This window comes from Intestinibaculum porci (assembly GCF_003925875.1).
Classification (GTDB): Bacteria; Bacillota_I; Bacilli_A; order Erysipelotrichales; family Coprobacillaceae; genus Intestinibaculum; species Intestinibaculum porci.
Genome location: NZ_AP019309.1, coordinates 2,077,657 through 2,103,407, shown reverse-complemented (window position 1 = coordinate 2,103,407; position 25,751 = coordinate 2,077,657). Strand labels below are relative to the sequence as shown.

Here is a 25,751-nt window from a genome sequence, read left to right as displayed (position 1 = left end):
CAGTGGGTGCATTATGCGCTCACTTTTTATTTAAAAATTATTTGAGGAGGTGGCTTTTATCAGAAAGTATGACAAACCACAAAAGAACGAAGATTTGGTGAATGAAAGAATTAGATTTAGAGAAGTTCGTGTCGTAGATAATCATGGCGAACAGGTGGGCACAATGAGTTCCCGCGAAGCGCAGGCAAAGGCGAATGAAGCAGGCTTAGACTTAGTGTGTGTAGCCCCAAAGGCGAAACCACCAGTATGCCGTATCATGGATTACGGTAAGTATCGTTTTGAACAGCAGAAGAAAGCAAGAGAAATGAGAAAGAACTCTAAGGCTGTTTCTTTAAAGGAAACGCAGCTTTCACCAACGATCGATGTTCACGATAAAAACGTCAAATTAAAGCGTACCTTAAAATGGTTAGAATCCGGTGATAAAGTCAAAATTGCCGTTCGTTTCAGAGGTCGTCAGATGGCGCATATCGATATTGGTCAGAAGATACTTGATGATTTCGTCGCAGAGTGTGCTGATTACTGCGTCATTGAAAAGCCAGCAAAACTTGAAGGGCGAACACTGACGGCGGTGCTCGCACCTAAAAAGTCAAAAAAGTAGGAGGAATTGACAATGCCAAAAATGAAAACACATAGCGGTCTTAAGAAAAGATTAAAGAAGACTGGTAGCGGAAAATTAAAGAGAAGCCATGGTTATGTTTCTCACTTAGCTGCAAACAAAACACATAAACAGAAGAAACATTTAGCAAAATCTTCAACAGTGCATCCTTCAGATTATAAGAGAATTAAATCAAGAATCTAAGGAAATATAGGAGGATACAACAATGGCAAGAGTTAAAGGTAACTATACAACAACACGTAGAAGAAAAAAGAGCTTAAAATTAGCAAAAGGTTATTTCGGTGCTAAACATAAATTATATAAGACTGCTCATGAACAGGTTATGCATTCTTATAAATATGCATACAGAGATAGAAGACAGCTTAAGAGAGAAATGAGAAAATTATGGATTGCACGTATCAACGCTGCAGCTCGTATGAATGAAATCTCATACTCACAGTTAATGCATGGTTTAAAATTAGCAAACGTTGAAATTAACAGAAAAATGTTATCAGAAATCGCAATCAGTGATCCTGCTGGGTTCACAGCAATTGTGAATACTGCTAAAGAAGCTTTAGCAAAATAATAACAGTGAAATGAAGATCACTTAGGTGGTCTTCTTTTGTTTTTGAGGTGAAACGGATGAAAATCAAAACGATTTTGCTTTATACGGTTTTATCACTCAGTTTACTACTTTGTGCGATCCTTGGTGTTTTCTTAAGTATTCAGCGGATGTATAGCTTTTTTCAGGATGCTAGCCTCGTGAAAGGCATTGATGTTTTATGCGGTCTCTTTATTGTCTTAGGAGACTTCTTACTGCTTTTAGGTGAACGGGCATATCTTAAAAACCATCATACATCCTATTTACTCCAATCGCTCATTGTGATGGCTAGCGGCGCTTTTTTGCATGCGGTGAGTGAAGTGATGAAAGTCTTCTTCAATGTTTCGAAGGAACGCATTTATTTCAATCGTGTTTCGATTGTCGTATTGTCCATCGCGCTGATGATCTTAGCGGCGGTATTATTTTTCATTTTTAATGATGAGCGCTATCAGATCTTAAGAGGGCGTCTATTTGTTCTTTTAGCGGTGACGACCACCTTATTAATGACCAATGCGATTAATGTCACTTATCATCATTTGATCAATTATGCATTGCATATTTCCTTACCAATTAGTTTACTGGTTTATACGATCATGATCATATTGCTTTGCGTCCTTCGTGATCGTGAATATTAAAACACCGCTTCATGGCTGAAACGGTGTTTTTCGATACAAGATAGAAAAGAGTAAGCTGAAGGCAAAAGATCCCAAGATAAAGCAAAGGCGATGGCTAAGAACAGCTTTATAATGATGCACTTCATAAGCGCTATAAAAGATATGCGTATGTGGCACAACATAAATGGCAGGATCGGTTGAGCGATGACTAAACAGACTTTGGTGCTTATACCCCTGATAAGTATAAAGCGGGTAGCTTAGCCCATCGCGAGTCGTCATCGTTACCTTATCAGATCGCGCTTTGAGCGTTGCCTTTGAGATCTTATTAAAAAGCAAATCCTGCTGGTGCATAAGCGTCATAGCGCCGATGCCAAGACAAAGGATACAAAGACAAAGAAACTGCACCTTGCGCGTGAAGAGACCGCTTAAATCAATGTGATTGAAAGATTCCGCTTGCATCCATAACCTCTAAGGCATGTTTAATCGTCTCATCATCCTGCACTAAAGCCATCCGGACATAACCTTCGCCATGGGTGCCAAAGGCATTGCCAGGGACCACTAAGACGCCGGTCTTATTGAATAAATCATAAGTAAAGCTTTCAGCATCCTGATAATGATCAGGAATTTTCGCCCACACAAACATGGTTCCTAAAGGCTTCTCAATATTCCAGCCAATGGCCTGACAGCCATCAACGAGTAAATCACGGCGATGACGATAAGCATTACGGGTTTCTTCAACGCATCGCTGATCACCAGTGATCGCTTCAATAGCGGCTTTCTGAATTGGCAGGAACATGCCATAGTCTAAGTTCGATTTTAAAACTTTGATTTCATCAATCAGATCTTTCCGGCCGATCGCAAAGCCAATGCGCGCACCCGCTAAGCCATAGGTTTTAGAAAGGGAATTAAACTCTAAGCCAACATCTTTGGCCCCTTCATATTCTAAGAAAGAGTGCCCTGGCGTTGTATAAAGTAACTCAGAATAGGCATTATCGTGTAAGACGATGATGTCATATTTTTTAGCGAAGGCGATCAGGCGATGATAGAAATCATCATTGGCGATGGCACATGTAGGATTATTAGGATAAGAGACAACCATTAATTTGGCTTTCTTTGCCACCTCTTCATCGATAGCCTCAAAATCAATTAAATAATCATTTTCCTTTAGTAATGGCATATAATGCACATCAGCGCCCGCTAATAATGGTCCATCACGAAAGATGGGATAGCAGGGATCCTGCACTAAGACAATATCTCCAGGATTGATCAAAGTGAGGGCTAAATGAGATAAGCCTTCCTGGGAGCCTAATAAAGAGCTGACTTCATTTTGCGCGTCAATTTTAACGCCGTAACGACGCGCGTACCAGGCGGCCACAGCATTTTGTAAATCCGTCAGATCGGTAATGGCATAGACATAATTTTTCGGGTCTAAAGCTTCTTTCGATATGATTTCACGAATTCTTAAAGCGGGGGGAATATTGGGGGCCCCAATGCTTAAGTCGATAACTTCTTTTCCTTCTGCGCTTCGTTGATAGCGCATTTTTGCGAGCGTCGTAAAAATACTTTCCCCAAAGACGCTCATACGGTCTGCGTAGTTCATATGTTTCACCTCGCTGACATTATAAACGATCTGTCTCTAAAGCGCTATAGGCAATCTGTCACAGGGCCTGTAACGCTTTTTTTGAGGTGAGACGAGAAAAGGCGCAATAAACGTTCACACAACTTGTAACAAGCTTAAAAAAAGACGTGCTAGGATATAGGTGAGGTGAGAGTTATGAACGTTTATCTTTATACCAGAGATCTCCAAATTGCAAAAAGTGTAAGCGCTTATTGTGACAACTATGATGATTATGAATCTTATCTTATTAAGGTTCTCCACCTCCAATCTCAAATTATGGTTGTTTATGATGACGGGTTACTTGACTTAAAACGATTGCGCTTTGTCATTAAAAATGGCAAACATCAGCTGATTTTTCTTTCTAATGATGCCTTGCGTCTCTACAAAGCCGAGCGCTTTGCGGCATTGGTCCATAAGAAAACGCCTAGTATTTCGGTGCTTCTTTTTTCAATCCACCTTTTAGAAAACGACTGTTGTTTCTATGACACGTCAATGAAAAAGCACTATATTCCATATAGCGAGATTCTGATGATCAGACGCTTAGCGAAGACATATCTGGTTTCTAGTGAAAAAGATGACTATACGGTGAATGCTTATTTTATGTTTTCACCGTTTGCATCCTTGCATAAATTATGCAGTGTCGGCCATGGCCTCTTCATTAATCTGAATAAAATCCATTATATGACGGCTTACCGACTCTATTTTGAAAATCATCAGAGTATCGTACTCAATGCCCACATCAAACAAAAAATCACTGATTATTTAACGGAAGATCATCCGTAAAATCCGTTTATAGCTCTCACCGGCTGTTTCTTTGTTTGATTGGTAAAAGATATTTTATGATAGGATAAACGTGTTTGGGGGATATCTTTATGTATACACAGAAATTACTTATTTATTGTCATGAATCATGTCGTTTGCCGGCTGATCTTGAGCAGCTGAGGTTAGAGTGCGACGGTCATGTATTAACTAATTATTTGGATTACTTACTAGAATTAAGTAATCCGCTCTATACCAAACGGATCTTTATCGATGATGGTTATCATAAACTTGATGAATTCGCGCTATTTCTTGTCAGTAATCATTTAAAAGTGCAGCTGATTGGTTTAACACGAAAGCGTGAAATAGCCTTCGAAGAGGCTTATGTTCACTATTTGAAAGGCGTCAAAGGAAGTAATGAAGCAGCTGATACCTTCTTTGTCTTCTATGATGAAAATCATCGCTTAAAGAAGCTTTATAGCCGTGACATTTATTATGTCTATCATTTAGCGGATCTTTATTACATTTATTCCCGTCGCGGCTTACTTAAAACAAATGACGAGCATTTTGTAAAACATATGAGTACTCTGAAAAAGGCGGGATTCTTAAGCTTTTCAAAAGATGCTTATCTGAATACTCAAGTACCAAAGAAACGATAAGAAAAGAGGTGAGGTTATGCATTACCTGATTTACCAGAAACATCCTTTGTCAAATGAACGTGTACTGCACAAGGAAGGAGGCTTGATTATTACCATTACTGACAATCTTTACGATTTCGCAAAAGAATTATTTCAGAAACACTATGATCGTTACCTGTTTTATGACGATGGTGACACCTCGCTGAATGAATTGGCGATTTTGGCTTACAAAACGCAAAAACATATTGAATTTTTAGAAGGCAGTTACTTACGTCATCAGGAATATGATCAAAAAACGATGAATCTTTATGCGCATCATCGCGTCGTATAATGGGGACTATGCTCTCTGCAGGGAAAATCAGAGTTATTATCTCCAATATCATGGAAAAACAATTTCCCAGGAGAGCAGTCCTTCATTAATCAATCTTTGTTTGTTTTATGCCCATAAGCCTTCTCTTTTAGAGGTAATGTATTCACTCCCTGATGAGCAGGAAGTGATGCATTATTTTTCTCTTCAGGAGCTCATATGGATTTACCATCGTAAACCCTGGGTGGTTTTGTATCTTAGAAAAGAGAACGTGATTATTACCGAGAAAAGCTTTCGGCTTTTCAAAAAGCAAGTAAAAAAAGATACGATTATTCGCATCGATAAAAACTGTTATATTAATATGACGGTGATTGATCAGCTGATCAATCACCAGGTTTATATCGGGAAGGCGTGTTTTACCATTACGCCACATTATTTTAAAAGCTTTATCGAAGCTTATATCAATCGGAAATATTAAAAAAGCGGACCGTTTGGTCCGCTGCACTGTTTCATGGAGCCACATGCCGGAATCGAACCGGCATCTTCTGCATGGCAAGCAGATGTAATAGCCGTTATACGAATGCGGCATTTCTCAGTGCTCCTATAGAATACCAAAAGCAGCCATTCCTGTCAACATGATTTTTCAAAAAGTTTTATTCATTAACCCGCTAGGAATATATAATTAACCTTGCATAAGATTTCCTCGTAATGATAGAATGAAGGCAGGAAGGGGGATCTTTGTGAATGAATTAAAAGCAGCATTTCCAAAAACCATTCCCGTGATGTTTGGTTATGTCTTTTTAGGAATGACCTATGGGGTTTTGATGGTGACCCATGGTTTTCCGATCTGGCTGCCTGTTTTAACCGCAGCGATTATTTATACTGGTTCGATGGAATTTTTGATGACCGATATTCTCTTATCATCATTTCATCCGTTTTCGGCCTTTATGACAGCCTTAATGATTGGTGCGCGCCATCTCTTTTATGGTTTGGCAATGTTAAAAAAATACCACGGCGCAAAAGGGTATAAGTTTTATCTCATCTATACGACGAGCGATGAAACCTTTGCGGTGAATTATGATGCGTATGTTCCGCCAACCCTTAATCGTTATCGTTTTTATTTCTTTGTCTCACTGCTCGATCAGTTATACTGGATCGCTGGCTGCGCTTTAGGGGCTTTTTTTGGCTCTCTGATCTCCTTTAATACCGAAGGCTTATCCTTTGTCATGACGGCAATGTTTGTCTCGATTTTTATGAGCCAATGGCTAAAAGATGGGGATCGTTTAAAAAAGCAAGGAAGCTATTGCTTTAAAGATTACGTGATCATCCACGGCCCGCAGCTGCTTGGCTTAGCTGGCTCGCTCATTTGTCTCATCCTTTTTGGTCCGGATCGCTTTATCGTTCCGGCAATGATGACAATTCTTGTCTTCTTATTGCTTTTTAGACGATGCTATGAGGAGGATCCAGTATGAAAATGACGATGATGCAGGCGATCATTACTGTCGCCGTTGTGGTTCTGGCGACGGTTTTGACCCGTTTTTTACCTTATCTCATCTTTCCGGAAGGAAAGCCTATTCCTAAAACAATCCAATATCTTGGTCAGGTTTTAGGTCCGGCAGTCTTTAGTTTATTAGTGATTTACTGTTTACGTCATGTAGAGTGGTTTACAAGCAGCTCTCATGGTATGCCGGAAATCATTGGCGTGGTCGTCACGGCGCTTGTTTATAAGTTAAAACGTCAGATGATTTTATCGATGGCCTTAGGCACAGCGGTTTATATGGTTCTTGTCCAGTTTGTTTTTTAAAAAATTGCAGATCATTCTGGTGAATGCACAGATCATGTGCGATCCCAACTGCAGGAAGGTCATCTGATGGAAAATGTTTGTTTACGGGCTGATGAATCAAAAAGCGTAGGAATAGGTTTCCTACGCTTTTTGGCTGCTTAAAGAGATAATTAAACAAAAAAACGAACCTTTCGGTTCGTACACTATTAAATGGAGCCACATGCCGGAATCGAACCGGCATCTTCTGCATGGCAAGCAGATGTAATAGCCGTTATACGAATGCGGCATTTCTTAGTGCTCCTAAAGAATACCAAAAGAAGAGGAAACTGTCAATGAAAAATTTCAAATAATAAAGCTATGATATGAAAAAGTGTGATAAATAGGAGAAAATTACATATAAAAAAATAAGCTTCATCGCGTGATGAAGCTTAAACTTTTAGTTTGGATAGAAACCAGAAGGTTTATCCGAAAGATCAATCATGATGTTTTTCATTTGTGTGTAGTGCTCTAAGATGACTTTATGGGTTTCACGACCGATGCCCGATGTCTTGACGACGCCAAATGGGGCACCTTCCGGAATCTGATTATAAGTGTTAACCCAGACACGGCCCGTTTCAATCGCGCGAGATACGCGAATGGCACGATTGAGGTTTTCGCTCCAGACCCCGCCGCCAAGACCGTACTGCGAATCATTAGCCATGGCAATGACATCGGCTTCATCTTTGAATTTGATGATCACTGCGACAGGACCAAAGATTTCTTCCTGAGCGACACGCATGTCGTTGGTGACATCTACTAAGAGGGTAGGGGCCATAAAGCTGCCTTTCGCATAATCGCCTTCTGTTAAGGCATAACCGCCGCAAGCAACATGGGCACCTTCCTTTTGACCGATTTCGACATAGCTTAAGATCTTATCAAGCTGACGTTTATTGATCTGCGCGCCCATCTGTGTTGTCGGATCTAATGGATCACCAACTTTCACAGCATTGAAACGTTTGACCGCTTCTTCGACGAAACGATCATAAATACCTTCCTGGACAAAGACGCGGGATCCTGCGCAGCAAACCTGTCCCTGATTGAAGAGAATCCCTAACTGTAAGCCATCCATGGCTTTTTCAAAGTCGCAGTCATCAAAGAAGATGTTCGCTGATTTTCCGCCTAATTCTAAAGTGCTTGGAATGAGTTTATCAGCGGCCGCTTTAGCGACGCTGCGGCCTACTTCCGTCGAGCCGGTGAAGGCAAGTTTAGAGATTTTTGGGTGATCTAATAAGAACTGCCCAGAGGCTGAGCCGCGCCCAGTGATCACATTGAAAACGCCAGCAGGGATGATATCCTGTGTTAAGCGGGCTAACTCTAAGACCGATAATGGAGTGGTACTAGAGGATTTAAAGACTGTCGCATCGCCGCTCGCCAAAACAGGGGCTAGTTTCCAGGCTGCCATTAGGAAGGGAAAGTTCCAAGGAACAATCTGCCCGACAACCCCAATTGGTTCTCTTAAGATGAGACTTAACGTGTTGCTATCAAGCATGGTCGCCTGTCCTTCTTCAGCGAGAATACAGCCGGCAAAATAACGGAAGTGATCGGCTGCATAAGGAATATCAATCGTGAGCGTTTCACGGATTGGTTTGCCATTATCCATGGATTCTACGCGGGCTAAATATTCTTTATTGGCATCGATGACGTCAGCGATGGCATTAAGAATTTTCGCCCGCTCTTTGACCGTTGTATGTTTCCAGGTCGCAAAAGCTTTCCAGGCTTCTTCAACGGCTAAATCGACATCTTCCTTTGTGGCATCCGCAAAGGTTGCTAAGGTTTCGCCGTTAGCCGGATTGGTGGTGGTCATCGTGGCACCATTGCTGGCATCACGCCACTTGCCGCCAATATATAATTGATATGTATCTAGTAAATGCTGATTCATATTTGTCCTCCTCGTTTTAAGAATTTGTGATCACTATGATAAAGGGCTATCACTCAGAAGACAAATGATATGCTCACAAAAATATGTGAATAATATATTTAAGTAAAAGATAAAAGTAGATAAAAAAAGAAGGAACAAACGTTCCTTCTGCACTTTCAAATGGAGCCACATGCCGGAATCGAACCGGCATCTTCTGCATGGCAAGCAGATGTAATAGCCGTTATACGAATGCGGCATTTCTTAGTGCTCCTATAGAATACCAAAGCCGCATTCTTTTGTCAACAACAATTTAAGATTTCTTGTTCTTGTTCTTATCGCGTCAATTGATTTTCGAAATTCCAGTTAGATATTTCTAACGTGAATTCTATCATTCACTTATTAATCCTTATGTTTTTTATGAATTTAGTTATTCAGTTATTTTAAAATGTGATAAAATTATCATGATATTAAAGTGTTAAACTAAATTCGATTTGGAGGTAAGGACAAAAAAAGATGATGAGTTAACGCCCTGGAAAAGCTTCTCATCATCTGTCCAACAAGACAATATGATAGTAATACACACCACGCCTGTTTTCAAGTATAAAAGTTTAAATATGCATTTATGTGATGGTTCCTTTTCCTTCAATGATAAGATTTCCTCATGCTTCAAAGAGCTCATTAGAAATTCTTCTAGTGCAGAGCAGAAGCCTGAGCACGTCTTTCCTGACTGCGCAAATAACCACTTATGGAACAATAACTTTTCCGTTGCCCTTTTAGTGCGCTCTGATAACAGATTCTTTTTCAGACTGGTTAAAAAGCTTTATGAAGCTTGCCTTTCATCAACTGAACTTGCTTATGACATCATGCTTTTCATCAACGCCACCTATTCATATATCATGAACACCTTCTCTGCAGAGGATATTGTGAGAACAATACCCGATTTTTCTGATGAGAACGCACATGACTGGATAAAATTCGGGCATTACAAGAAGATCGTAAACATTAACGATACTCCTTATGAATTTCAGCTTCAGCGCATCTACTCCAAAAGCCTTCATAAAACTCATGCCGTGTTTCCGCTGGGAATTATCCCTTTTATGCGTGAAAACCTTTTTGATATCCTTCTATACCTGCATCAGATCTTTCACGGCGACAGCAGCCTTGAGGATTTTCATGGTCGGCTTAGAGCACTCCTGGAATATCTTTATGCAACCCCTAAGATCAATAAAATGAGTGATAATTTGCTTTCTAATCTTATATGCTCATTTATCGCTGATCACTTCAAAGATTTCTATCAAAACAGTTTCATGACCGTTACTAAAGGTCTCACCAAAGATTGCGTAAAAAACAGCTTCCTCCGCGATGATGTTGCCTGCCCATTACCAACATGGGAAAAATGTGAATCCGCCCTGACGGTGTTAAACTTCTTTGTAAAGAAGCGGGAAACCGCCAAAAAATAGAAAAAATATCAAGGAGGTGGCATTAAACATGTCAAATATCACAAAGAAGGCGGCTATTAAGAACGATAGCCGAGAAATCAATGGGACTATGCGCCCTTCGAAAGGCAAAAAACGTTGCAGAAAGCTTTCAGAAGTCGAAGAGGACGCATTAATGAGAAGACTCTATCCCTACACATTAATTGATTACTGCTACCAAACAGTAATGCAGGAAGGTGATAAGAATGGAAAGAGCCGCTAAAAAGCCCATAGGATATCAGAAGCACATAACTTATGAGCTTCGAGAAAAGATTGAAGCAGGTCTCAAGAGCGGCCTTAATAAGGCCCAAATTGCCAAGACCATTCATAAAGATCCAACTACCGTCGCTAAGGAAATTCGGAATCACAGAACTCCTTCAGGATCGCCAAGCAAGGCACCCTTTGACTGCGCCAACTACAAAAAGTGCACAAGAGGACGGGAGTGCAGAACCAGCCATGAGGTGTTCATGGAATGCACTGACTACACCCTGTTTAAATGCAATCAAAGGGACAGATCACCGGGCGTCTGCAACGGCTGCACCAAAGCCCCCAGCTGCAGATTCTCAAAATACTACTACAGAGCAGATGTGGCCCAAAGAGCATACGAATATATGCTTAGGGATTCGAGAATGGGCTTCAACCTCACCTATTCAGAGGCTCAGTGGATGGCTGATATCATCAAGCCTGAGCTTGAACAGGGCAAGTCACCGTATGCAATTCTTAACGAGCATCCTGAGCTCAAAATTTCCGAAAAGTGCCTGTACAACTATATTGAGCAGGGTGCATTTGAACAGTTTGGAATCAATAGCCTGGCGCTCAGAAACCAGGTAAAGAGAAGAAAGATGCCTAAGGTACGCGCTAACCAGTACAGAAAGCGCAAGGACAGCGGCTATTTAACCGGAAGAACATTCAAGGACTTTCTTGAATACAACCCCCTTGTGGCCGCACAGTACAGCATCAATCATAGCGTTAAGCTCTATGATGGTGCAGAACGGCCTGATAGCGAGCAGGCAATTGATCATCCTGTCGGCTATATCCTTATGGATACCGTTTATAATGATGTTTCTAACGGCCCGTTTATTCAGACTTTTAAGATCATGCCAGGCGGTGTATTTCTTGCCGTCTATCATGATGAAAAAACAGCTGAGGAGATGGTGAATGGCCTTGACTATATTGAAAAGCTGCTTGGCCCGGATGTATTTATTAATAATATAGGGTCTATCCTGACTGACAGAGGCAGTGAATTCTCGCTGGCCGATGAATTCGAAGACAGAGAGTCAGGAACATGCCGAATCTTCTACTGTGATGCGATGCATTCAAATCAGAAGGGATCACTTGAGAACGAGCATCTTGTTTTAAGATATATCTGCCCTAAGAAAAAGGATCTCCGCAAGCTTGGGCTTGTAAGTCAGGAGGCCCTTAACAGAGCCGTTAATAATATCAACTCCTACTCCCGCAAGCTCTATGGCGGCAGAAGTCTCTATGAAAACACGGCTTTCATGATGCCGGAGATCTATGAGGCTCTAAAGTGCAAAGGCTATAGCCAAATCGATAAAGACAAGGTGGAGTTAAAGCCTTCAGTTTTAAAGAAAAAGTAATCAAAAAAATGTGGAAATAAGTCCTTCACAGAAATGTGAGGTGCGAAGTTCCACATTTTTCGCTACAATCTTTTTTCATTATTAGCAATCAATTTAGTAAAATCAGACATGTTTTGACCTCTGAATTTCTAATAAGCGCTAACGAATTCCTTTAATAAAGGCATTTGTAAGACAAAACTACACAAAACCGGAATTTAAATTTAAGCGGAATTTACTTTTTCAATTGAGGCTTGTTCTTATCGTAGATGATCTTTAAACCTTTAAAGGTTAAGTCGGGATCATAGATGTCAATAAGATCTGTTTCATGGGCAATAATCTTACCAAGACCGCCGGTCGAAATGACTTTCATATGAGGATCGCCATATTCTTCTTTGATCTGTTTAATGATATATTCGGTCTGGCCAATATACCCAAAGACAACCCCAGCCTGCATCGATTTGACGGTATTTTTTGCAATGATGCGATCGGGTTTAAAGATTTCAATTTCCGGCAGCTGAGCAGCCATCGAAGAAAGTACGCCGGCGGTAATGCCGATGCCGGCACTGGTGGCCCCACCTAAAAATTCACCTTTTTCCGAAACGACGTCATAGGTTGTGGCAGTGCCAAAGTCAATGACAATACAAGGACCGCCATAGGTATAATAAGCACCGACGGCATCGACCAGGCGGTCAGCCCCTAACGAAGAGGGATGTTCAATCTTGACGGAAATCCCTGTTTTGACGCCCGGGCCAACAAAAGTTGGGGTGACATGGGCATATTTAATAATGGAGCTGGAAAATGAATAGTTAATTTTAGGCACTACGGATGAAATAATGACATCTTCGATATCGGCCATTTTATAGCCGATGGCATTCATATAAGAGGCGATCATGACGCCATATTCATCTGAGGTACGCTGAAATTTGGTGGTTAAGCGGTAGTTATCGATGAGCTTATCATCTTTGTAAAAGCCCATCGTAATATTGGTATTGCCGATATCGACGACGACTAACATGTGTGTTCCTCCAGTTTCATACATTTTCTTAAAATCAGATAGCCAAGTTCTTCTTTGCTTTTTTTCTCAATAGGTTCAATGGCCTCTTTGGTGATCATGGTAATGATATTGGTATCACCCTGGAAACCGGCACCGGCAGTTTTTAAAGAATTGGCAATAATCATATCCGCATTTTTCTTAAGCAGTTTTTCTTTCGCATTTTCTAAGAGGTTTTCCGTTTCCATCGCAAAACCGCAGATGACCTGATGGGGCTGTTTGTTTTTTCCTAACTCTGCGAGAATATCAGGATTCTTTTGGAAAGTGATCGTTAAGGTGTCACCTTGTTTTTTGATTTTTTCCGTTGCGATTGATGCTGCGCGGTAATCACCAACCGCCGCAGCCATGATGATATAATCAAAGAAAGGTGCTTCTTTTAGCATCAGCTTTTCTAATTCTAACGCCGAAGTGAATGATTCAAAGCTGACATAAGGGGGCTGCGCTAAAGCGACCGGACCGCTTAATAAGTGGACTTTGGCGCCTAAAACGAAAGCAGCGCGGGCAATGGCGTAGCCCATCTTGCCGGATGAATGATTGGAAATAAAGCGGACCGGATCCATCGCTTCCTGGGTTGGACCGGCGGTCACGAGGACGCTTTTACCGGCTAAAGGATGATCGCTCATAGCGTAATCCATCATCAATCGCAGCGACGTATAATCGGTTAATTTGCCTTTGCCGACGACGCCACAGGCGAGTAAGCCGACATCACTTTGTGCGAAATAGACGCCATCTTCCTTTAAAGTCTGGATATTTCTTTGGGTTGCTTTATTTTCCAACATATGGGTATTCATCGCTGGAGCGATGAGCTTGGGGCATGTGGCCGCTAAAAAGCTGGCGGTTAGCATGTTATCCGCGATACCGTTGGCGACTTTCGCGATGGTATTAGCGGAAGCGGGCACGATCATAAACAGATCCGCATCTTTGACTAAATCGATATGAGTAATCATCCCGGGTTCATCATCAAAGACATCAACGTAGACTTTTTTCTTGGTTAAAGCCTGAATCGTCACAGGGGAGACAAATTTTGCGGCCGCCTCTGTGAGGATGACTTCCAAATCAAAACCTTCTTTGAGAAGGTCGCTGATAAACTGAACGGATTTAAAGGCCGCAATGGAGCCGGAAATCCCTATGACAATTTTTTTCATAACTATCCTCTCTTGACTTTAAGCAGAGCTTTGGAAACGGCGACGGCAACAATCGCGCCGACCACGGCTTCAAGTAAGCTCTGGGTACTCATTACAGAAATAAAATAAGGTGCTAATGACGCAAAACTGCGGCCTAAGGCTTTGGCATAGGCCTGGCCGAATAAAAGATAAATCCCACCTAAAACCAGGGCTGTGTTGGTCAGAGCACCTAAAAAAGAGCTCACAAACATCCCGGCAGTAGGAAAACGGTTTTTCATCAGACGATACACTTCACCAGATACAAATCCGATTAAAACGCGCGGCACGATGGCGATCACGGCGCTTAAAATATTACCACTGATAAAAGGCGAGAAGGCAAATGAAGTGACGGTAGGATTAATGGTGTTATTGAATAAAGAAAATAAGCCAAAAATCAATCCGACCAGGCAGCCTTCTCTGGTTCCTAAAACGATCGCCGCAATAATGACGGGAATATGAAGGGTCGTGGCTCTTAAGGGTCCGATCGGAATAAATCCTAAAAAGGGAACCATCACCAGGACGGCTTCAATCGCCATAAAAAGGGCGAGATAGGTTAAGCTCTTTGTTCTTTTCATATAAAATTTTTCCTCCACTGTTGCTCAAATGATGCAACGCTTTCTATAAATTTGTCCATCCCTTAGCGGTTGATGCCAAAATGGTCATCACAAAAGTGCTAACTTCAAGACATTCTTATTATAAACGACGACTTTTAAAATGCAATAAAATTGCGATTGGTAACTATATGAAAAAGTATGGTATTTTTTCATCTTTCTGCAAATATCATGCAAAGGGATAGAGAATTTGATAAGGTGGTGGTGTCGAAAAAAGAGGAGGATTCTATAAATGAAACAGTTACCTAAAGATTTTTACTGGGGCGGCAGCGTCTCATCATTCCAGACGGAAGGTGCCTGGGATGAAGGAGGAAAGGGCTTATCAATCTATGATGTGCGTCCAACCCCTGAAGGCCATGCGGACTGGAAGGTAGCGATTGATGAATATCATCGTTATAAAGAAGATATCCAGTTAATGAAACAGATGGGCTTTAACTTCTATCGTTTCTCAATTGCCTGGTCACGTATTATTCCTAATGGTGATGACGAAGTCAATGAAGAAGGCGTTGCTTTCTATAATAACCTGATCGATGAACTGATCGCGAATGGCATTACCCCAATGATCACTTTAGTGCATTTCGATATGCCTTATAAATTAGTTAAAGAATATAATGGCTTTGCCTCTCGTAAAGTAGTGGATTTATTTGAACGTTATGCGCGTGTCTGCATGCAGCGTTTCGGTGATCGTGTTAAACATTGGATGAGTTTCAATGAACAAAACTTACATGCCTGCAGTTTAATTTACTCTAATGCGGAAAAAGTGCCTGAAGGCGAAAGCAAAGCAAAATTCTTGTATCAGGTTGCACATAATGTCATGATCGCTCATTGTAAAGCGGTAAAAGCGTTAAGAGAATTGGTACCTGATGCCAAATTTGGCGGGATGACCACGATTACTCAGTTCTATCCCGAAACAACCTCTCCACAAAACAACTTATTTGTCAGACAGATCAGTGATTTAGTCAATTACTGGACGGCAGAAGTTCAGGCAACTGGTAAGTATCCATATTACTATGAAAACTATTTAAAAAATCGCGGCTGGATGCCAACCTTCGAAGAAGGCGATGAAGAATTATTGACATATACTTGTGATTATTTATGTTTCTCATATTATAAATCAAATGTCTTATCAGAAGGGCACTTAGATATGACAACACCATATAGTGATATTATGGATCAGCATGTCGTGAAGAATAAATATCTTGAAGCGACACAATGGGGCTGGGAAAAAGATGCCATCGGTTTGCGTCTGGTCATGAATGATATGTATGAAAGATGGCATAAACCACTCTTCATCTTAGAAAATGGAATGGGTGCCCGTGAAGAATTAAATAGCGAAGGCACCGTTAATGATGATTATCGGATCAAATATCATCGTGAACATATCCAGGCAATGAAGAATGCGATCTTAGAAGATGGCGTCGCATGTTTGGGCTATATCACTTGGGGGCCAATTGATATTCCTTCTTCTTCATGCCAGGTGGCGAAACGTTATGGCTTCGTTTATGTCAACCGTACGGATGAAGACATTAAAGATTTAAAACGTATTCCTAAAAAATCATTCTACTGGATTGCGAAAGCTTTCAAATCTAATGGTGAAGATTTAGATTAATTGATTTAAGCATGGGCTCATGTTAAAATAGGGTTAAGAAATCAATGGATTTCGAAATCGGAGAACCAGAGCCTTAGTTGGATATAAACAGAGGTGGTAAAATACTGCCTCTGTTTTCTTTTGTGAGGAGGAATGCTTATGCACTTATACACAGTCATGCCAGATTATCTGGATTATTTAAGAAAAAATCATAAAAACATGTTAAAAAATGAGATAAGTGGCATCGTGATCAGACTTTCTCACTGGATTTATTTTATTCCCATCACGGATTTAAGTGATCGTGATTTTGAAAACGGCCGTTTGAAAAGATCTACACCAGCGATCTTGAGATTATATGATGGTCAGACCGGAATTGGTAAAGCCATGCTTGCCAATATGTTTCCAGTTCCTTATAAAGCGATCATACCGCTTCTTCTTAATAACTATGATCAAAACACGCAAAAGCTCTTACAAAAACGTCTTGATTATATTCATAAAAATCAAAAGCGACTTGAAAAAGCCGCATTACGACTTTACAAACAAAAGGTGAAAGGCTATGCGCAGTCATATTTAGCGGTGACATTAGATTTTCCAGTTTTAGAGCAGGAGTGTGCGAGATGGGAAGAAACACACTTTGGGAAACATTATAATCGTTATCCGGATGAAGATTATTTTATCGTAAATCCTTATCATGAAGGCTTTACGTCCTATTATTTGATGAATAAGAATAGGAAGGTCGCAAAAGTCATAATGAATAATGCGACACAGAATATCGTCAAGATAGAGGAGGTTTTGCATGAGGACTATGCGCCTTTAGAAGGCTTTGTGCATCATCATTTAAATGCGCAGGCGCTCACCTCATGGTTTCGTGGCCGCGGCATTCCGTCCTGGCGTGATGGTCTGGACGAATTATTATACAATTTACATATAAAAAACGGCTTAGAATTATTAAATGTGGCTTATGGCTTATCACTTTCAGATCAGTACTGGCTGAATCCTGTAAACGCACCATTATCGTGGCAAGATATTAATTTCTTTGATCATGATTTTCATTCTCATGATTATCAGGAAGCAACTTTTGACGGAAAGATAATGTTAAAACAGCCGGATTTGTTTACACCGAATAATACTTCTGATGGAATGTTAAAAAATCATGGATTGTAGGCGAAGATCATCAGCGCTATTTATTAAAGGGCTCTTATAAAGCAAAAGGCTTTGAGCCATTTTGTGAAGTGTTAAGCACGTTTTTAAGTGAAGCTTTGCAGCTTCCCTATGTTCCTTATACGGTTACATATTTAGGCGATGTCGTTGTTTCGCAGTGCCCTTGCTTTATTGATGAAAACACTGAGCTCATTACTGCCTATGCCTTATTAAAAAATGCGGAAATTGACGATTTGCCCGCCGCACGCTCGTGACTTTAGTCATGAGTAAGGCGGGCTTTTTTATAAAAAACGTATAAAAACTTATTTTTTTATGCACATATGGTATAATATAGGTATGAAAGAAGATATTTATACAACTGATTTTTCAGATGTTACGCATGGAAGAGGATACGTGTATTCTCTTCAGTATCATATCGTGTGGGCCACCAAATACAGAAGGCCTGTTATTATCGGCTCTGTTGAAGCCGACTTCAAAAAGGATATCCGTGAAATTGCAGAGGACCTTGGCATCGGCATCATTGCCATGGAAACTATGCCGGATCACATCCATATGCTCGTAGACTGCAGACCGCAGCTATGCATATCGGACGCAGTAAAAGTTCTCAAGGGAACTTCGGCATGGCGCCTTTTCAGATCACATCCTGAAATTAAGTCACAGCTATGGGGCGGACATCTGTGGAATCCGTCTTATTTTGTGGCTACAGTCAGTGACCGCACCAGAGAGCAGGTGGAAACATATATCCGCGGGCAGCGCACAAAACGCGGAGTTGGCGGACGCCCAAGAAAGAAGAGATAAAGCAGGAAGGAGGAGTACGCTATGGATCAGGGAAACAAAGATGTTACGCGCTATATAGTGCATACAAAAGGCATATCACAGCAGGTGTCACGCTATATCAGAATGACATCTGACCTTTATCATGCTACACTGAACTATGTTATTAACGTCTGTGTTTCTCACTGGGATGAAATCCGCGGTCTTGATACGCTGGACGCAAAAACATATGTTGAGAGCCTGATTCACAGCACAAAAAACAGAAGTGCGCTCTACTCTTCGTTCGACAGACTATATTATAAATTTCCTTCATATCTCAGAAGAGATGTGATCATGCGTGCGATTGGCCATGTGTCATCATTCGTATCAAACACTGAACGATATGAAGACATTCAGTATGCTCGCGTCAGTAACGGCATGCGGCCAACCAAACGTCATGCGCCTAAGTTCTGTGCCGGGCCGGATATTGCGCCTTCATTCTACAAGGACAACATGTACGTTCCAAACACTGACGGATCGCTTTCCGTTAAGCTGTGGAACGGGAAGGACTGGTGCTATTATAGAATCAAGGTTAAAAGCAGCGATGCTCATTATATCTCAAAGAAGATGGCCGACGGATGGAAAATGGCATCGCCGTCCCTTGTGCGCTCATTTGGTCACTGGGTTTTTGCCTATGTGCTTACCCGCAAAAAGACCAGTCTGAGAGAAAATGTGAACGTGATCGTCGGCGTTGATCTCGGAATAGGAAATGATGCTGTGTGTTCGGCAATGCTGCCTGACGGCACTGTTACTGCAAGACGATTTATAAGACTTGCAGGTGAGAAAGACCGTCTGGAACATCTGAGACACAGAAAAAGAGGCATCCGTGCCCAGTCCGGCAGATACGCTTCACTCAGTCACATCAATACAAAGATACTCGGCACGAATATGAACATCGCATGCCAGACAGCACATCAGATAGCTGCCTTTGCTGAAGAAGTTCACGCTGATGCTGTTGTGTTTGAGCATCTGAGCAGAAATTTTAGGGGCTCCGAAAAAACAGCGCAGTGGAGGAAGATGGAGGTGTTCCACAAAACATGTGGAATGCTTCACCGCATCGGTATCCGCTATGCTACAGTCAGTCCGAAATATACATCTCGCCTTGCCTTCGACGGTAGCGGGAGGGTTAAGCGAGGTCATGAGATTTCAGAAAATACGCCGTATGATGTATGCCAGTTTAAAAGCGGCAAGATGTACAACTGCGATCTTAACGCCAGCTATAATATAGGCGCACGCTATCTGATGCGTCTCCTTAAATCCACTCTCGTAGAAACTGAGTGGTCGCGCGTTACGGCAAAAGTCCCTGACGCCGCGAAGAGAACCAAGATTACCCTTTCCGTGTACAGACAGGCTCTTGCAGTCTGCTCTGCGCCGGAAGAGTAGTCAGCATGGCAGCCCTGCCGTCAGTGCAGCTAAGCTGTCTGGAACTATAAGTTTCAGTCAGCGAACCAGGGAAACCGGTTCGGGCATGTTGCATGCAGGGACAGGGAGTCATCATTTCTCCTCTGCTTCTTTTGAGGCGGAGGTTAGAGATGCCCGCGGCTTTAGCCGTGGGAGGTTCACTTAGTGCATAAGTCACCTGAAGATCTTTATGCAGATTATAGAGAAATTCTAAACAAACACGAAGTGCCTCGTGCCTTTGAGTATCTGACAAAGATGTTCATTTTAGATTACCTGATGATCAATTGTGATCGTCACTTAGGCAATTTTGGTATTATTCGTGATGTCAATACGCTTAAATGGCGATCTGTTGCACCGATTTATGACTCAGGGCAAGCAATGGGCAGTCAAAAACAGATTTACGAGATGAATTTTGAAAATGCATATGGCACATTCTTTACTAAGCAAAATAGGGATTTTGATGAAATCCTTCATATTGTTTTAAAAGAACATAAAAGTATTGATTATGCTGCCTTATATAGGGCATCACAGCGATGGATTGCGCTTTTGCATGCGCATCAGGAGCGTGCTTATATTGCAGAAGAACGGATTGAAAGATGCGCGCAGGGATTACACCTCCGTATTGAAAAATTAAAAGTATACAACGAGAATCTTAGGTAGATTCTCGTTTTTAAAACATTGAATTCATGAAATAGGAAGACTATCATGAAAGATAAAGGGGGAGTTTCATGAAATCTATCCGTCATCCAGAAAAGCTGATCAGTTACTTTAGACGCGAAGCACCGGTGCTATTCATCGTCACGATTTCTGGGCTTATTTATAATATTGGCATGGCGGCGGGACCTTATTTCCAGGGCCAGCTTGTCCAAGGCTTATATGATCTTTTACAAAAGAAAATAGAAGCCATCGATTTAGTGCGCTTAGCGCTTATTTATATTTTAGTGATTGCACTCGTGCAGATTTTTCGGGCGATCAAACGTTTCAGTGTGCGCATCTTTGCCAATCATACTTCAAGAACCATGCGCCGTTTACTTTATAATGCTTTATTGCATCGGCACTTAGGTGATGATACGGGCTCCCTGATGACGAAGGCCATCAGTGATGTGGATAGCTGCGTTGAAGGTATGCGCAAGTTTACCACCGAAGTCTTTGATACCGGTGTTGTCATGATTGCCTATTTAGCGATGCTTTTTTATTATGATGTCCGTTTAACGCTTTTAGCTTGTCTATTTACCCCGTTGGCGTATATCATTGCCAATTTATTAAAAAAGCAGGTGGTCAAAGCCAATAAAGCCTATAAGGAAAGTGAGTCGATTCTTAATACGATGACGATGGATCGCATTACTAATGCTTTGTTATATCGTGTTAATGGCCGCGAAGAGAGGGTCAATGCGCGGTATGAAAAGCAATTATCTGATTATGAACATAAAAGTGCGATTTCGAATATCTTTGAAGGGGCTTTAACTCCGTTGTATGATGCGATTGCCATGTTTGGCGTGGTCCTGATTATTTATTTTGGCGGTCGTAATGTTTTACATAGCGGCTGGAAAGTCTGGAATTTAGCGAACTTTACAACCTTTTTAGCCTGCTTTACCAAATTAGCCACAAAAGTCTCCCATGCGGCTAAACTCTTTAATGCGGTGCAGAAAGCGCAAGTTTCCTGGGGGCGTCTGCAGCCTTTAATGGCTGATCCTATTCATGACAATTATCCAAATCATCTCAATGCTTTAGAAGATTTATCTTTTGATCAGGTCATGGTGTATTATCCTGGTCATCAGGAAACGGCTGTTAGTGATATAAACATGACCTTTCATCAAAATGAAATGATTGGTATTACCGGTGAAGTCGCCAGCGGGAAAAGCTTACTAGGGAAAGCGCTCATTGGCGAAGCCAATTATCAGGGGCGTATTTATATCAATGGGCAGGATCTTAAAAGTCTTCCGCCCCATGATAGGCATGGAACGATCACCTATATGGGCCATGATCCAATGCTGCTAAGTGACAGTATCGCTAACAATATCAGTTTAGGTGATGAGATCGACGTGGCTGAGTATTTAAAGCTCGTCTGTCTAGATGAAGAGGTCAGTCATTTTAAAGATGGTATGGATACAATGATTGGCAATGGCGGTTTAACGTTATCGGGCGGTCAGGCCGCTCGCGTGGCATTAGCACGTGCGTTAGCGCACGTAAAACCTATTATCATTTTAGATGATCCTTTTTCTGCGGTCGATGAAGCGACGATGCAAAAGATTTTGGATCATTTAAGAAAGCTGTCTGGTCATATCATTTTACTCATGACCCATCGTCTCAGCATTTTGCCGCAGCTTGATCAGGTGGTTTTTATCGATGACCATAAAGTGCAGGTGGACACGCATGATGCCTTAATGGCTAAAAATGTTCATTATGTCAAACTCATTGAAGGAGGAAAGGACCATGCGTAAGATTGTAAAAGAGGTTATTCATGCCCATCAGCGTCTATTTATCCTGATGGTAGTGCTGATAACTTTCAGTATTACCACGTCATTATTACCACCGTTAGCACTAGAAAATATTGTCAATCATCTGACAACGCAAAAAGATGTTTCCTTGCTTTTGGCTTTAGGGTATTTAGGCTTGATTGTCTTAAGTGATCTTTTCGCGTCAATGCAAAATATGGCGATCACAGTTTTTGGCCAGAAACTGACCCATGGTATGCGCAGTGCCTTAGCCAAAAAGCTTAATCAATTGCCAACTTCTTATTTGACAGATCATGAAAGCGGGGAGATCGCTTCACTCTTTGTCAATGATGCGGATACCATTGATAGTCTTTATAGTGATGGCATTGTGGGAATGCTGGCAGATGGCTTTCAGCTGATCGGCCTTTTGATTGTAATCTTTACGCGTAGTATTGGTTTAGGTCTGATCGTCTTGATCGTTATGCCAATCATTGTCTTTCTGACCAGATATTTTCAGAAATCTTCTTTGTCGTCACAAAAGCAAAATCGCGCGGCGATAGCAAAAGTCAATCATCATATCCCGGAAACACTGCGGGTCTTATCAATGATTCATATCTTTGAAAAAGAAGATTACATGGAAAATAAATATGATACATACATTGAAGATTCTTACCAGGCCCAAAACAGATCAAATTTGTTGGATAGTGTCTATTCACCAATGATTCTCACCATTCAAGCCATTGTCATCGGTTTACTCATGATCGGAGCCGCCCAAGGCTATAAAATGCGCTTATTATTTGGCATCAGCGCGGGCAATGCGGTTGCTTTAATGGCCTATATCGGACAGCTTTTTGCCCCGTTAGAATCGATTGGCATGGAAATCCAAAGCATTCAGGAAGCTTTAGCGGGGATGAGTCGGATGCAGGATTTTTTAAAGATTGCAGAGCAAAAAATGCCAAGCTATGAAGGCGTAGGACCGTATATCCATTTTGATCATGTGACGTTTGGCTATAAGGATGAACCGGTCTTAAAAGATTTTTCATTTGATGTCGCAAAAGGGGAACATGTCACTTTTGTTGGCCGGACCGGTAAGGGCAAGAGTACAGTGTTTAAGTTATTGTTAGGTCTCTACCAGCCATGGCGTGGTCAAATTTTACTAGCCGGCCACACGCCTGATTTACATAATGCCAATCAGCGTCATTTTATTGCTTTATGTCAGCAGGGCGTGACTCTGGTCGAAGGAAGCGTGAAAGATCAAGTGACCCTTTATGATGAGACAATCACTGATGAGATGATTGAAAAGGCTATTACCATGGTGTCTTTGACTGATGAAATAAAGCGTTTGCCTAAGGGACTTGAGACGCCGATGAAAGATGTCAATTTCTCTCAGGGGCAGCTGCAGCTTTTAATGATCGCCCGCAGCATCGTCTGTGATCCGGAAATTCTATTATTAGATGAGATGAGCGCTTCACTTGATAAGGAAACAGAGGAAAAGGTGATGCATGCTTTAGATCAGGTGAGTAAAGGGCGCACCGTGCTTTCTATTTCCCATCGGCGCTCCGCTCATGATGGACGTTTAATTAGGCTTTAATCTATACAATTAAGATAGGTTAATAGGGTATTTCGCAAATAGTGATAAAATAGAGATAAAAATATTCACATTGAATGCGAAAACATAAAAGATGTGAATATAAAATGATAAATTAAAAAGTTTACAAATTTACTTAAAAAGTCTTTAAAAAAAAGAAGTTTAGCGATATCATATAGACAGGAAAATTTGTTTCCGAGGGTTAAAAAACTCTAGATCGCGTCATGCCATTTGTATGGTAGCGGATGGCAAAAGGGACGTAAATAAAAACAAGGAGGAAAAACAATGATCTATAGTAGTGAAGTGCAGAACATGTGCACTGTTACTCAGGGAGCTCATCATGGATGTGCACCTATCCCAGAAGAAGGAAAATGGGTTTACTCTAAAGAAGTATCTGATATCAATGGATACACTCATGGTATCGGCTGGTGTGCACCTCAGCAGGGATGCTGTAAATTATCTTTAAATGTTAAAGAAGGTATTATCGAAGAAGCTTTAATCGAAACTGTTGGCTGTTCAGGTATGACTCATTCTGCAGCTATGGCCGCTGAAGCATTAGTAGGTCGTACAGTTCTTGAAGCATTAAATACTGACTTAGTATGTGATGCCATCAACACTGCAATGAGAGAATTATTCTTACAGATCGTTTACGGTCGTACTCAGTCTGCATTCTCTGAAGGCGGCTTAGTTGTTGGTGCTGGTCTTGAAGACTTAGGTAAAGGTTTAAGATCAATGGTTGGTACTTCTTATGCAACAAAAGCAAAAGGCCCAAGATATCTTGAATTAACTGAAGGTTATATCACTCGTAACGCTTTAGATGAAAACAACGAAATCATCGGTTACGAATATGTAAACTTAGGAAGAGTTATGGATATGGTTAAAGATGGTATGGATGCAAATGAAGCCATCAAGAAAGCCACTGGTACATATGGTAGATTCGCAGATGCTGCTAAGTACATTGATCCAAGAAAAGAATAATAGGGGGAGAATAAGATAATGGCAATTACATTTGAAGGTTACGAAAGACGTATTAACCAAATTAACAAAACTCTCAACGAATATGGAATCAAAGACATCGAAGAAGCGAAAAAAATCTGCGACGATGCTGGTATCGATGTTTATAACATTGTAAAATCAACTCAGCCAATCTGTTTTGAAAATGCTTGCTGGGCTTACACTGTAGGGGCTGCTTTAGCATTAAAACATGGTGATAAGAAAGCTGCTGATGCCGCTAAGACAATCGGTGTTGGTTTACAGTCATTCTGTATCCCAGGTTCAGTTGCTGATGACCGTAAAGTAGGTTTAGGTCATGGTAACTTAGGCTCAAGATTATTAGACGAAGAAACTCAGTGTTTCGCATTCTTAGCAGGTCACGAATCATTCGCAGCTGCTGAAGGCGCAATCAAAATCGCTTTAAACGCAAACAAAGTACGTAAGAACCCATTAAGAGTTATCTTAAACGGTTTAGGAAAAGATGCTGCTAAGATCATCTCACGTATCAATGGTTTCACTTATGTAGAAACTCAGTTTGATTATTTCACTGGTGAAGTCAAAGAATTAAGCCGTACACCATATTCTAATGGTGATCGTGCAAAAGTTAACTGCTATGGTGCAGATGACGTGCGTGAAGGCGTTGCCATCATGTGGAAAGAAGACGTTGATGTTTCTATCACTGGTAACTCTACTAACCCAACTCGTTTCCAGCATCCAGTAGCTGGTACTTATAAGAAAGAAAGACTTGAAGCAGGTAAGAAATACTTCTCAGTTGCATCTGGTGGTGGAACTGGTCGTACATTACATCCAGATAACATGGCTGCTGGTCCAGCTTCTTATGGTATGACAGATACTATGGGTCGTATGCATTCAGATGCGCAGTTCGCTGGTTCTTCATCAGTTCCTGCTCACGTAGAAATGATGGGCTTAATCGGTATGGGTAACAACCCTATGGTTGGTGCTACTGTTGCCGTTGCTGTTGCAATCGAAGAAGCATCTAAATAGTTTTTTCTCGAAAGGAGATGAGCAATCATCTCTTTTCTTTTTGCTTAATTTAGCAGCTATTTATTGACAGTGCTAAAA

General features: G+C 41.2%; 29 protein-coding genes and 3 tRNA genes. 23 read left to right on the top strand and 9 right to left on the bottom strand.

Translation table 11 applies throughout. The features are described from left to right. Window positions 1-49 precede the first annotated feature (49 nt). From infC to SG0102_RS10155, 4 genes are read left to right on the top strand one after another with little or no spacing between them, the layout of a single operon-like run. Window positions 50-598, top strand: coding sequence for a translation initiation factor IF-3 (gene infC, locus SG0102_RS10170; RefSeq protein ID WP_125119818.1), 549 nt, complete (start codon window positions 50-52; stop codon window positions 596-598). Window positions 599-610: 12 nt separating this feature from the next. Then, window positions 611-799 (top strand): 50S ribosomal protein L35, encoded by a 189-nt coding sequence (rpmI, locus tag SG0102_RS10165; RefSeq protein WP_125119817.1) that lies wholly within the window; start codon window positions 611-613, stop codon window positions 797-799. Window positions 800-821: 22 nt separating this feature from the next. Continuing rightward, window positions 822-1,181, top strand: a complete 360-nt coding sequence (gene rplT / locus SG0102_RS10160; protein WP_125119816.1) for a 50S ribosomal protein L20 — start codon at window positions 822-824, stop codon at window positions 1,179-1,181. A gap of 56 nt (window positions 1,182-1,237) precedes the next feature. Further along, window positions 1,238-1,831, top strand: a complete 594-nt coding sequence (locus SG0102_RS10155) for a hypothetical protein (RefSeq protein ID WP_125119815.1) — start codon at window positions 1,238-1,240, stop codon at window positions 1,829-1,831. 9 nt (window positions 1,832-1,840) lie between these two features. Here SG0102_RS10155 and SG0102_RS10150 read toward each other — a convergent pair whose 3' ends face one another. Both SG0102_RS10150 and SG0102_RS10145 read right to left on the bottom strand, forming a co-directional pair. Next, window positions 1,841-2,269 (bottom strand): hypothetical protein, encoded by a 429-nt coding sequence (locus SG0102_RS10150; RefSeq protein WP_125119814.1) that lies wholly within the window; start codon window positions 2,267-2,269, stop codon window positions 1,841-1,843. Beyond that, complete coding sequence (locus SG0102_RS10145) at window positions 2,241-3,410, bottom strand: aminotransferase class I/II-fold pyridoxal phosphate-dependent enzyme (protein ID WP_125119813.1); 1,170 nt, start codon at window positions 3,408-3,410, stop codon at window positions 2,241-2,243. Before SG0102_RS10145 ends, SG0102_RS10150 begins: the two co-directional genes overlap by 29 nt. Before the next feature lie 174 nt (window positions 3,411-3,584). On the opposite strand from SG0102_RS10145, the gene SG0102_RS10140 reads away from it, so the two are divergent. The 4 genes from SG0102_RS10140 (at window position 3,585) to SG0102_RS10125 (ending at window position 5,610) form a co-directional block, all read left to right on the top strand. Next, entirely contained in the window at window positions 3,585-4,211 is a 627-nt protein-coding gene (locus SG0102_RS10140) for a hypothetical protein (protein ID WP_125119812.1), read from the top strand. 89 nt (window positions 4,212-4,300) lie between these two features. Further along, window positions 4,301-4,846, top strand: coding sequence for a hypothetical protein (locus tag SG0102_RS10135; RefSeq protein ID WP_125119811.1), 546 nt, complete (start codon window positions 4,301-4,303; stop codon window positions 4,844-4,846). A 16-nt stretch (window positions 4,847-4,862) separates the two neighbouring features. Next, window positions 4,863-5,156, top strand: coding sequence for a hypothetical protein (locus SG0102_RS10130; protein ID WP_125119810.1), 294 nt, complete (start codon window positions 4,863-4,865; stop codon window positions 5,154-5,156). A gap of 136 nt (window positions 5,157-5,292) precedes the next feature. Then, entirely contained in the window at window positions 5,293-5,610 is a 318-nt protein-coding gene (locus SG0102_RS10125; protein ID WP_162300196.1) for a LytTR family transcriptional regulator DNA-binding domain-containing protein, read from the top strand. A gap of 34 nt (window positions 5,611-5,644) precedes the next feature. Here the strand turns inward: SG0102_RS10125 and SG0102_RS10120 are convergent. Next, window positions 5,645-5,719 (bottom strand) — tRNA-Gly (locus SG0102_RS10120). Between the two features lie 153 nt (window positions 5,720-5,872). Between SG0102_RS10120 and SG0102_RS10115 the strand changes: the two genes are divergently transcribed. Beyond that, complete coding sequence (locus SG0102_RS10115) at window positions 5,873-6,604, top strand: AzlC family ABC transporter permease (RefSeq protein ID WP_197715035.1); 732 nt, start codon at window positions 5,873-5,875, stop codon at window positions 6,602-6,604. Further along, on the top strand, window positions 6,601-6,936 hold the full coding sequence (locus SG0102_RS10110) for a branched-chain amino acid transporter permease (RefSeq protein WP_125119807.1): 336 nt from the start codon (window positions 6,601-6,603) through the stop codon (window positions 6,934-6,936). Before SG0102_RS10115 ends, SG0102_RS10110 begins: the two co-directional genes overlap by 4 nt. Window positions 6,937-7,126: 190 nt before the next feature. Here the strand turns inward: SG0102_RS10110 and SG0102_RS10105 are convergent. From SG0102_RS10105 to SG0102_RS10095, 3 genes are all read right to left on the bottom strand, one after another. Then, window positions 7,127-7,201: transfer RNA gene (locus SG0102_RS10105), tRNA-Gly, on the bottom strand. 150 nt (window positions 7,202-7,351) lie between these two features. After that, window positions 7,352-8,833, bottom strand: a complete 1,482-nt coding sequence (locus tag SG0102_RS10100; protein ID WP_125119806.1) for an aldehyde dehydrogenase family protein — start codon at window positions 8,831-8,833, stop codon at window positions 7,352-7,354. Between the two features lie 160 nt (window positions 8,834-8,993). Beyond that, window positions 8,994-9,068: transfer RNA gene (locus SG0102_RS10095), tRNA-Gly, on the bottom strand. Window positions 9,069-9,426: 358 nt separating this feature from the next. Here SG0102_RS10095 and SG0102_RS10090 point away from each other — a divergent pair. The 3 genes from SG0102_RS10090 to SG0102_RS10080 are packed head-to-tail and all read left to right on the top strand — an operon-like array spanning window position 9,427 to window position 11,885. Next, the gene (locus SG0102_RS10090; protein ID WP_125118137.1) at window positions 9,427-10,272 is read left to right on the top strand and encodes a hypothetical protein; all 846 of its coding nucleotides are present in this window, start codon (window positions 9,427-9,429) and stop codon (window positions 10,270-10,272) included. A 28-nt stretch (window positions 10,273-10,300) separates the two neighbouring features. Then, the gene (locus tag SG0102_RS10085; RefSeq protein ID WP_125119208.1) at window positions 10,301-10,510 is read left to right on the top strand and encodes a hypothetical protein; all 210 of its coding nucleotides are present in this window, start codon (window positions 10,301-10,303) and stop codon (window positions 10,508-10,510) included. Beyond that, entirely contained in the window at window positions 10,494-11,885 is a 1,392-nt protein-coding gene (locus tag SG0102_RS10080; protein WP_125119747.1) for a helix-turn-helix domain-containing protein, read from the top strand. Before SG0102_RS10085 ends, SG0102_RS10080 begins: the two co-directional genes overlap by 17 nt. Window positions 11,886-12,096: 211 nt before the next feature. Here the strand turns inward: SG0102_RS10080 and SG0102_RS10075 are convergent, their stop codons facing one another. From SG0102_RS10075 to SG0102_RS10065, 3 genes are read right to left on the bottom strand one after another with little or no spacing between them, the layout of a single operon-like run. Then, window positions 12,097-12,879 carry a type III pantothenate kinase gene (locus SG0102_RS10075; protein WP_125119805.1) on the bottom strand — a complete coding sequence of 261 codons (783 nt, stop codon included), beginning with the start codon at window positions 12,877-12,879 and terminating at the stop codon, window positions 12,097-12,099. Further along, a complete protein-coding gene (coaBC, locus tag SG0102_RS10070) occupies window positions 12,873-14,060 on the bottom strand; it encodes a bifunctional phosphopantothenoylcysteine decarboxylase/phosphopantothenate--cysteine ligase CoaBC (RefSeq protein ID WP_125119804.1) in 1,188 nt (395 codons plus the stop codon). The genes SG0102_RS10075 and coaBC overlap by 7 nt, the downstream gene beginning before the upstream one ends. A gap of 2 nt (window positions 14,061-14,062) precedes the next feature. After that, complete coding sequence (locus SG0102_RS10065; RefSeq protein ID WP_125119803.1) at window positions 14,063-14,653, bottom strand: ECF transporter S component; 591 nt, start codon at window positions 14,651-14,653, stop codon at window positions 14,063-14,065. 268 nt (window positions 14,654-14,921) lie between these two features. Between SG0102_RS10065 and SG0102_RS10060 the strand changes: the two genes are divergently transcribed. The 10 genes from SG0102_RS10060 to SG0102_RS10015 all read left to right on the top strand — a co-directional run bounded on the left by SG0102_RS10060 (window position 14,922) and on the right by SG0102_RS10015 (window position 25,673). Then, window positions 14,922-16,298, top strand: a complete 1,377-nt coding sequence (locus SG0102_RS10060) for a glycoside hydrolase family 1 protein (RefSeq protein ID WP_125119802.1) — start codon at window positions 14,922-14,924, stop codon at window positions 16,296-16,298. A 138-nt stretch (window positions 16,299-16,436) separates the two neighbouring features. Next, window positions 16,437-17,441, top strand: a complete 1,005-nt coding sequence (locus SG0102_RS10055; RefSeq protein WP_157983024.1) for a type III toxin-antitoxin system ToxN/AbiQ family toxin — start codon at window positions 16,437-16,439, stop codon at window positions 17,439-17,441. 68 nt (window positions 17,442-17,509) lie between these two features. Then, window positions 17,510-17,692: a hypothetical protein gene (locus SG0102_RS10050; protein ID WP_125119800.1), complete on the top strand. Its 183-nt coding sequence runs from the start codon at window positions 17,510-17,512 to the stop codon at window positions 17,690-17,692. Window positions 17,693-17,774: 82 nt separating this feature from the next. Beyond that, on the top strand, window positions 17,775-18,236 hold the full coding sequence (tnpA, locus tag SG0102_RS10045; RefSeq protein WP_125119799.1) for an IS200/IS605 family transposase: 462 nt from the start codon (window positions 17,775-17,777) through the stop codon (window positions 18,234-18,236). 21 nt (window positions 18,237-18,257) lie between these two features. Then, the gene (locus SG0102_RS10040; protein ID WP_125119798.1) at window positions 18,258-19,634 is read left to right on the top strand and encodes a transposase; all 1,377 of its coding nucleotides are present in this window, start codon (window positions 18,258-18,260) and stop codon (window positions 19,632-19,634) included. Window positions 19,635-19,817: 183 nt separating this feature from the next. After that, window positions 19,818-20,312, top strand: a complete 495-nt coding sequence (locus SG0102_RS10035) for a HipA domain-containing protein (protein WP_125119797.1) — start codon at window positions 19,818-19,820, stop codon at window positions 20,310-20,312. 68 nt (window positions 20,313-20,380) lie between these two features. After that, entirely contained in the window at window positions 20,381-22,093 is a 1,713-nt protein-coding gene (locus SG0102_RS10030) for an ABC transporter ATP-binding protein (RefSeq protein WP_125119796.1), read from the top strand. Beyond that, window positions 22,086-23,678, top strand: coding sequence for an ABC transporter ATP-binding protein (locus tag SG0102_RS10025; RefSeq protein ID WP_162300195.1), 1,593 nt, complete (start codon window positions 22,086-22,088; stop codon window positions 23,676-23,678). Before SG0102_RS10030 ends, SG0102_RS10025 begins: the two co-directional genes overlap by 8 nt. Before the next feature lie 282 nt (window positions 23,679-23,960). Continuing rightward, a complete protein-coding gene (locus SG0102_RS10020) occupies window positions 23,961-24,653 on the top strand; it encodes an iron-sulfur cluster assembly scaffold protein (RefSeq protein ID WP_125119794.1) in 693 nt (230 codons plus the stop codon). An 18-nt stretch (window positions 24,654-24,671) separates the two neighbouring features. Then, window positions 24,672-25,673 carry a GGGtGRT protein gene (locus tag SG0102_RS10015; RefSeq protein WP_125119793.1) on the top strand — a complete coding sequence of 334 codons (1,002 nt, stop codon included), beginning with the start codon at window positions 24,672-24,674 and terminating at the stop codon, window positions 25,671-25,673. Window positions 25,674-25,751: the final 78 nt, after the last annotated feature.

Excerpts from the sequence above, each read along its gene's own strand:
- rpmI (WP_125119817.1), top strand. The coding sequence starts at position 611 with ATGCCAAAAATGAAAACACATAGCGGTCTTAAGAAAAGATTAAAGAAG.
- rplT (WP_125119816.1), top strand. The coding sequence starts at position 822 with ATGGCAAGAGTTAAAGGTAACTATACAACAACACGTAGAAGAAAAAAG.
- SG0102_RS10155 (WP_125119815.1), top strand. The coding sequence starts at position 1,238 with ATGAAAATCAAAACGATTTTGCTTTATACGGTTTTATCACTCAGTTTA.
- SG0102_RS10150 (WP_125119814.1), bottom strand. The coding sequence starts at position 2,269 with ATGCAAGCGGAATCTTTCAATCACATTGATTTAAGCGGTCTCTTCACG.
- SG0102_RS10145 (WP_125119813.1), bottom strand. The coding sequence starts at position 3,410 with ATGAACTACGCAGACCGTATGAGCGTCTTTGGGGAAAGTATTTTTACG.
- SG0102_RS10140 (WP_125119812.1), top strand. The coding sequence starts at position 3,585 with ATGAACGTTTATCTTTATACCAGAGATCTCCAAATTGCAAAAAGTGTA.
- SG0102_RS10135 (WP_125119811.1), top strand. The coding sequence starts at position 4,301 with ATGTATACACAGAAATTACTTATTTATTGTCATGAATCATGTCGTTTG.
- SG0102_RS10130 (WP_125119810.1), top strand. The coding sequence starts at position 4,863 with ATGCATTACCTGATTTACCAGAAACATCCTTTGTCAAATGAACGTGTA.
- SG0102_RS10125 (WP_162300196.1), top strand. The coding sequence starts at position 5,293 with ATGTATTCACTCCCTGATGAGCAGGAAGTGATGCATTATTTTTCTCTT.
- SG0102_RS10110 (WP_125119807.1), top strand. The coding sequence starts at position 6,601 with ATGAAAATGACGATGATGCAGGCGATCATTACTGTCGCCGTTGTGGTT.
- SG0102_RS10100 (WP_125119806.1), bottom strand. The coding sequence starts at position 8,833 with ATGAATCAGCATTTACTAGATACATATCAATTATATATTGGCGGCAAG.
- SG0102_RS10090 (WP_125118137.1), top strand. The coding sequence starts at position 9,427 with ATGCATTTATGTGATGGTTCCTTTTCCTTCAATGATAAGATTTCCTCA.
- SG0102_RS10085 (WP_125119208.1), top strand. The coding sequence starts at position 10,301 with ATGTCAAATATCACAAAGAAGGCGGCTATTAAGAACGATAGCCGAGAA.
- SG0102_RS10080 (WP_125119747.1), top strand. The coding sequence starts at position 10,494 with ATGGAAAGAGCCGCTAAAAAGCCCATAGGATATCAGAAGCACATAACT.
- SG0102_RS10075 (WP_125119805.1), bottom strand. The coding sequence starts at position 12,879 with ATGTTAGTCGTCGTCGATATCGGCAATACCAATATTACGATGGGCTTT.
- coaBC (WP_125119804.1), bottom strand. The coding sequence starts at position 14,060 with ATGAAAAAAATTGTCATAGGGATTTCCGGCTCCATTGCGGCCTTTAAA.
- SG0102_RS10065 (WP_125119803.1), bottom strand. The coding sequence starts at position 14,653 with ATGAAAAGAACAAAGAGCTTAACCTATCTCGCCCTTTTTATGGCGATT.
- SG0102_RS10060 (WP_125119802.1), top strand. The coding sequence starts at position 14,922 with ATGAAACAGTTACCTAAAGATTTTTACTGGGGCGGCAGCGTCTCATCA.
- SG0102_RS10055 (WP_157983024.1), top strand. The coding sequence starts at position 16,437 with ATGCACTTATACACAGTCATGCCAGATTATCTGGATTATTTAAGAAAA.
- tnpA (WP_125119799.1), top strand. The coding sequence starts at position 17,775 with ATGAAAGAAGATATTTATACAACTGATTTTTCAGATGTTACGCATGGA.
- SG0102_RS10040 (WP_125119798.1), top strand. The coding sequence starts at position 18,258 with ATGGATCAGGGAAACAAAGATGTTACGCGCTATATAGTGCATACAAAA.
- SG0102_RS10030 (WP_125119796.1), top strand. The coding sequence starts at position 20,381 with ATGAAATCTATCCGTCATCCAGAAAAGCTGATCAGTTACTTTAGACGC.
- SG0102_RS10025 (WP_162300195.1), top strand. The coding sequence starts at position 22,086 with ATGCGTAAGATTGTAAAAGAGGTTATTCATGCCCATCAGCGTCTATTT.
- SG0102_RS10020 (WP_125119794.1), top strand. The coding sequence starts at position 23,961 with ATGATCTATAGTAGTGAAGTGCAGAACATGTGCACTGTTACTCAGGGA.
- SG0102_RS10015 (WP_125119793.1), top strand. The coding sequence starts at position 24,672 with ATGGCAATTACATTTGAAGGTTACGAAAGACGTATTAACCAAATTAAC.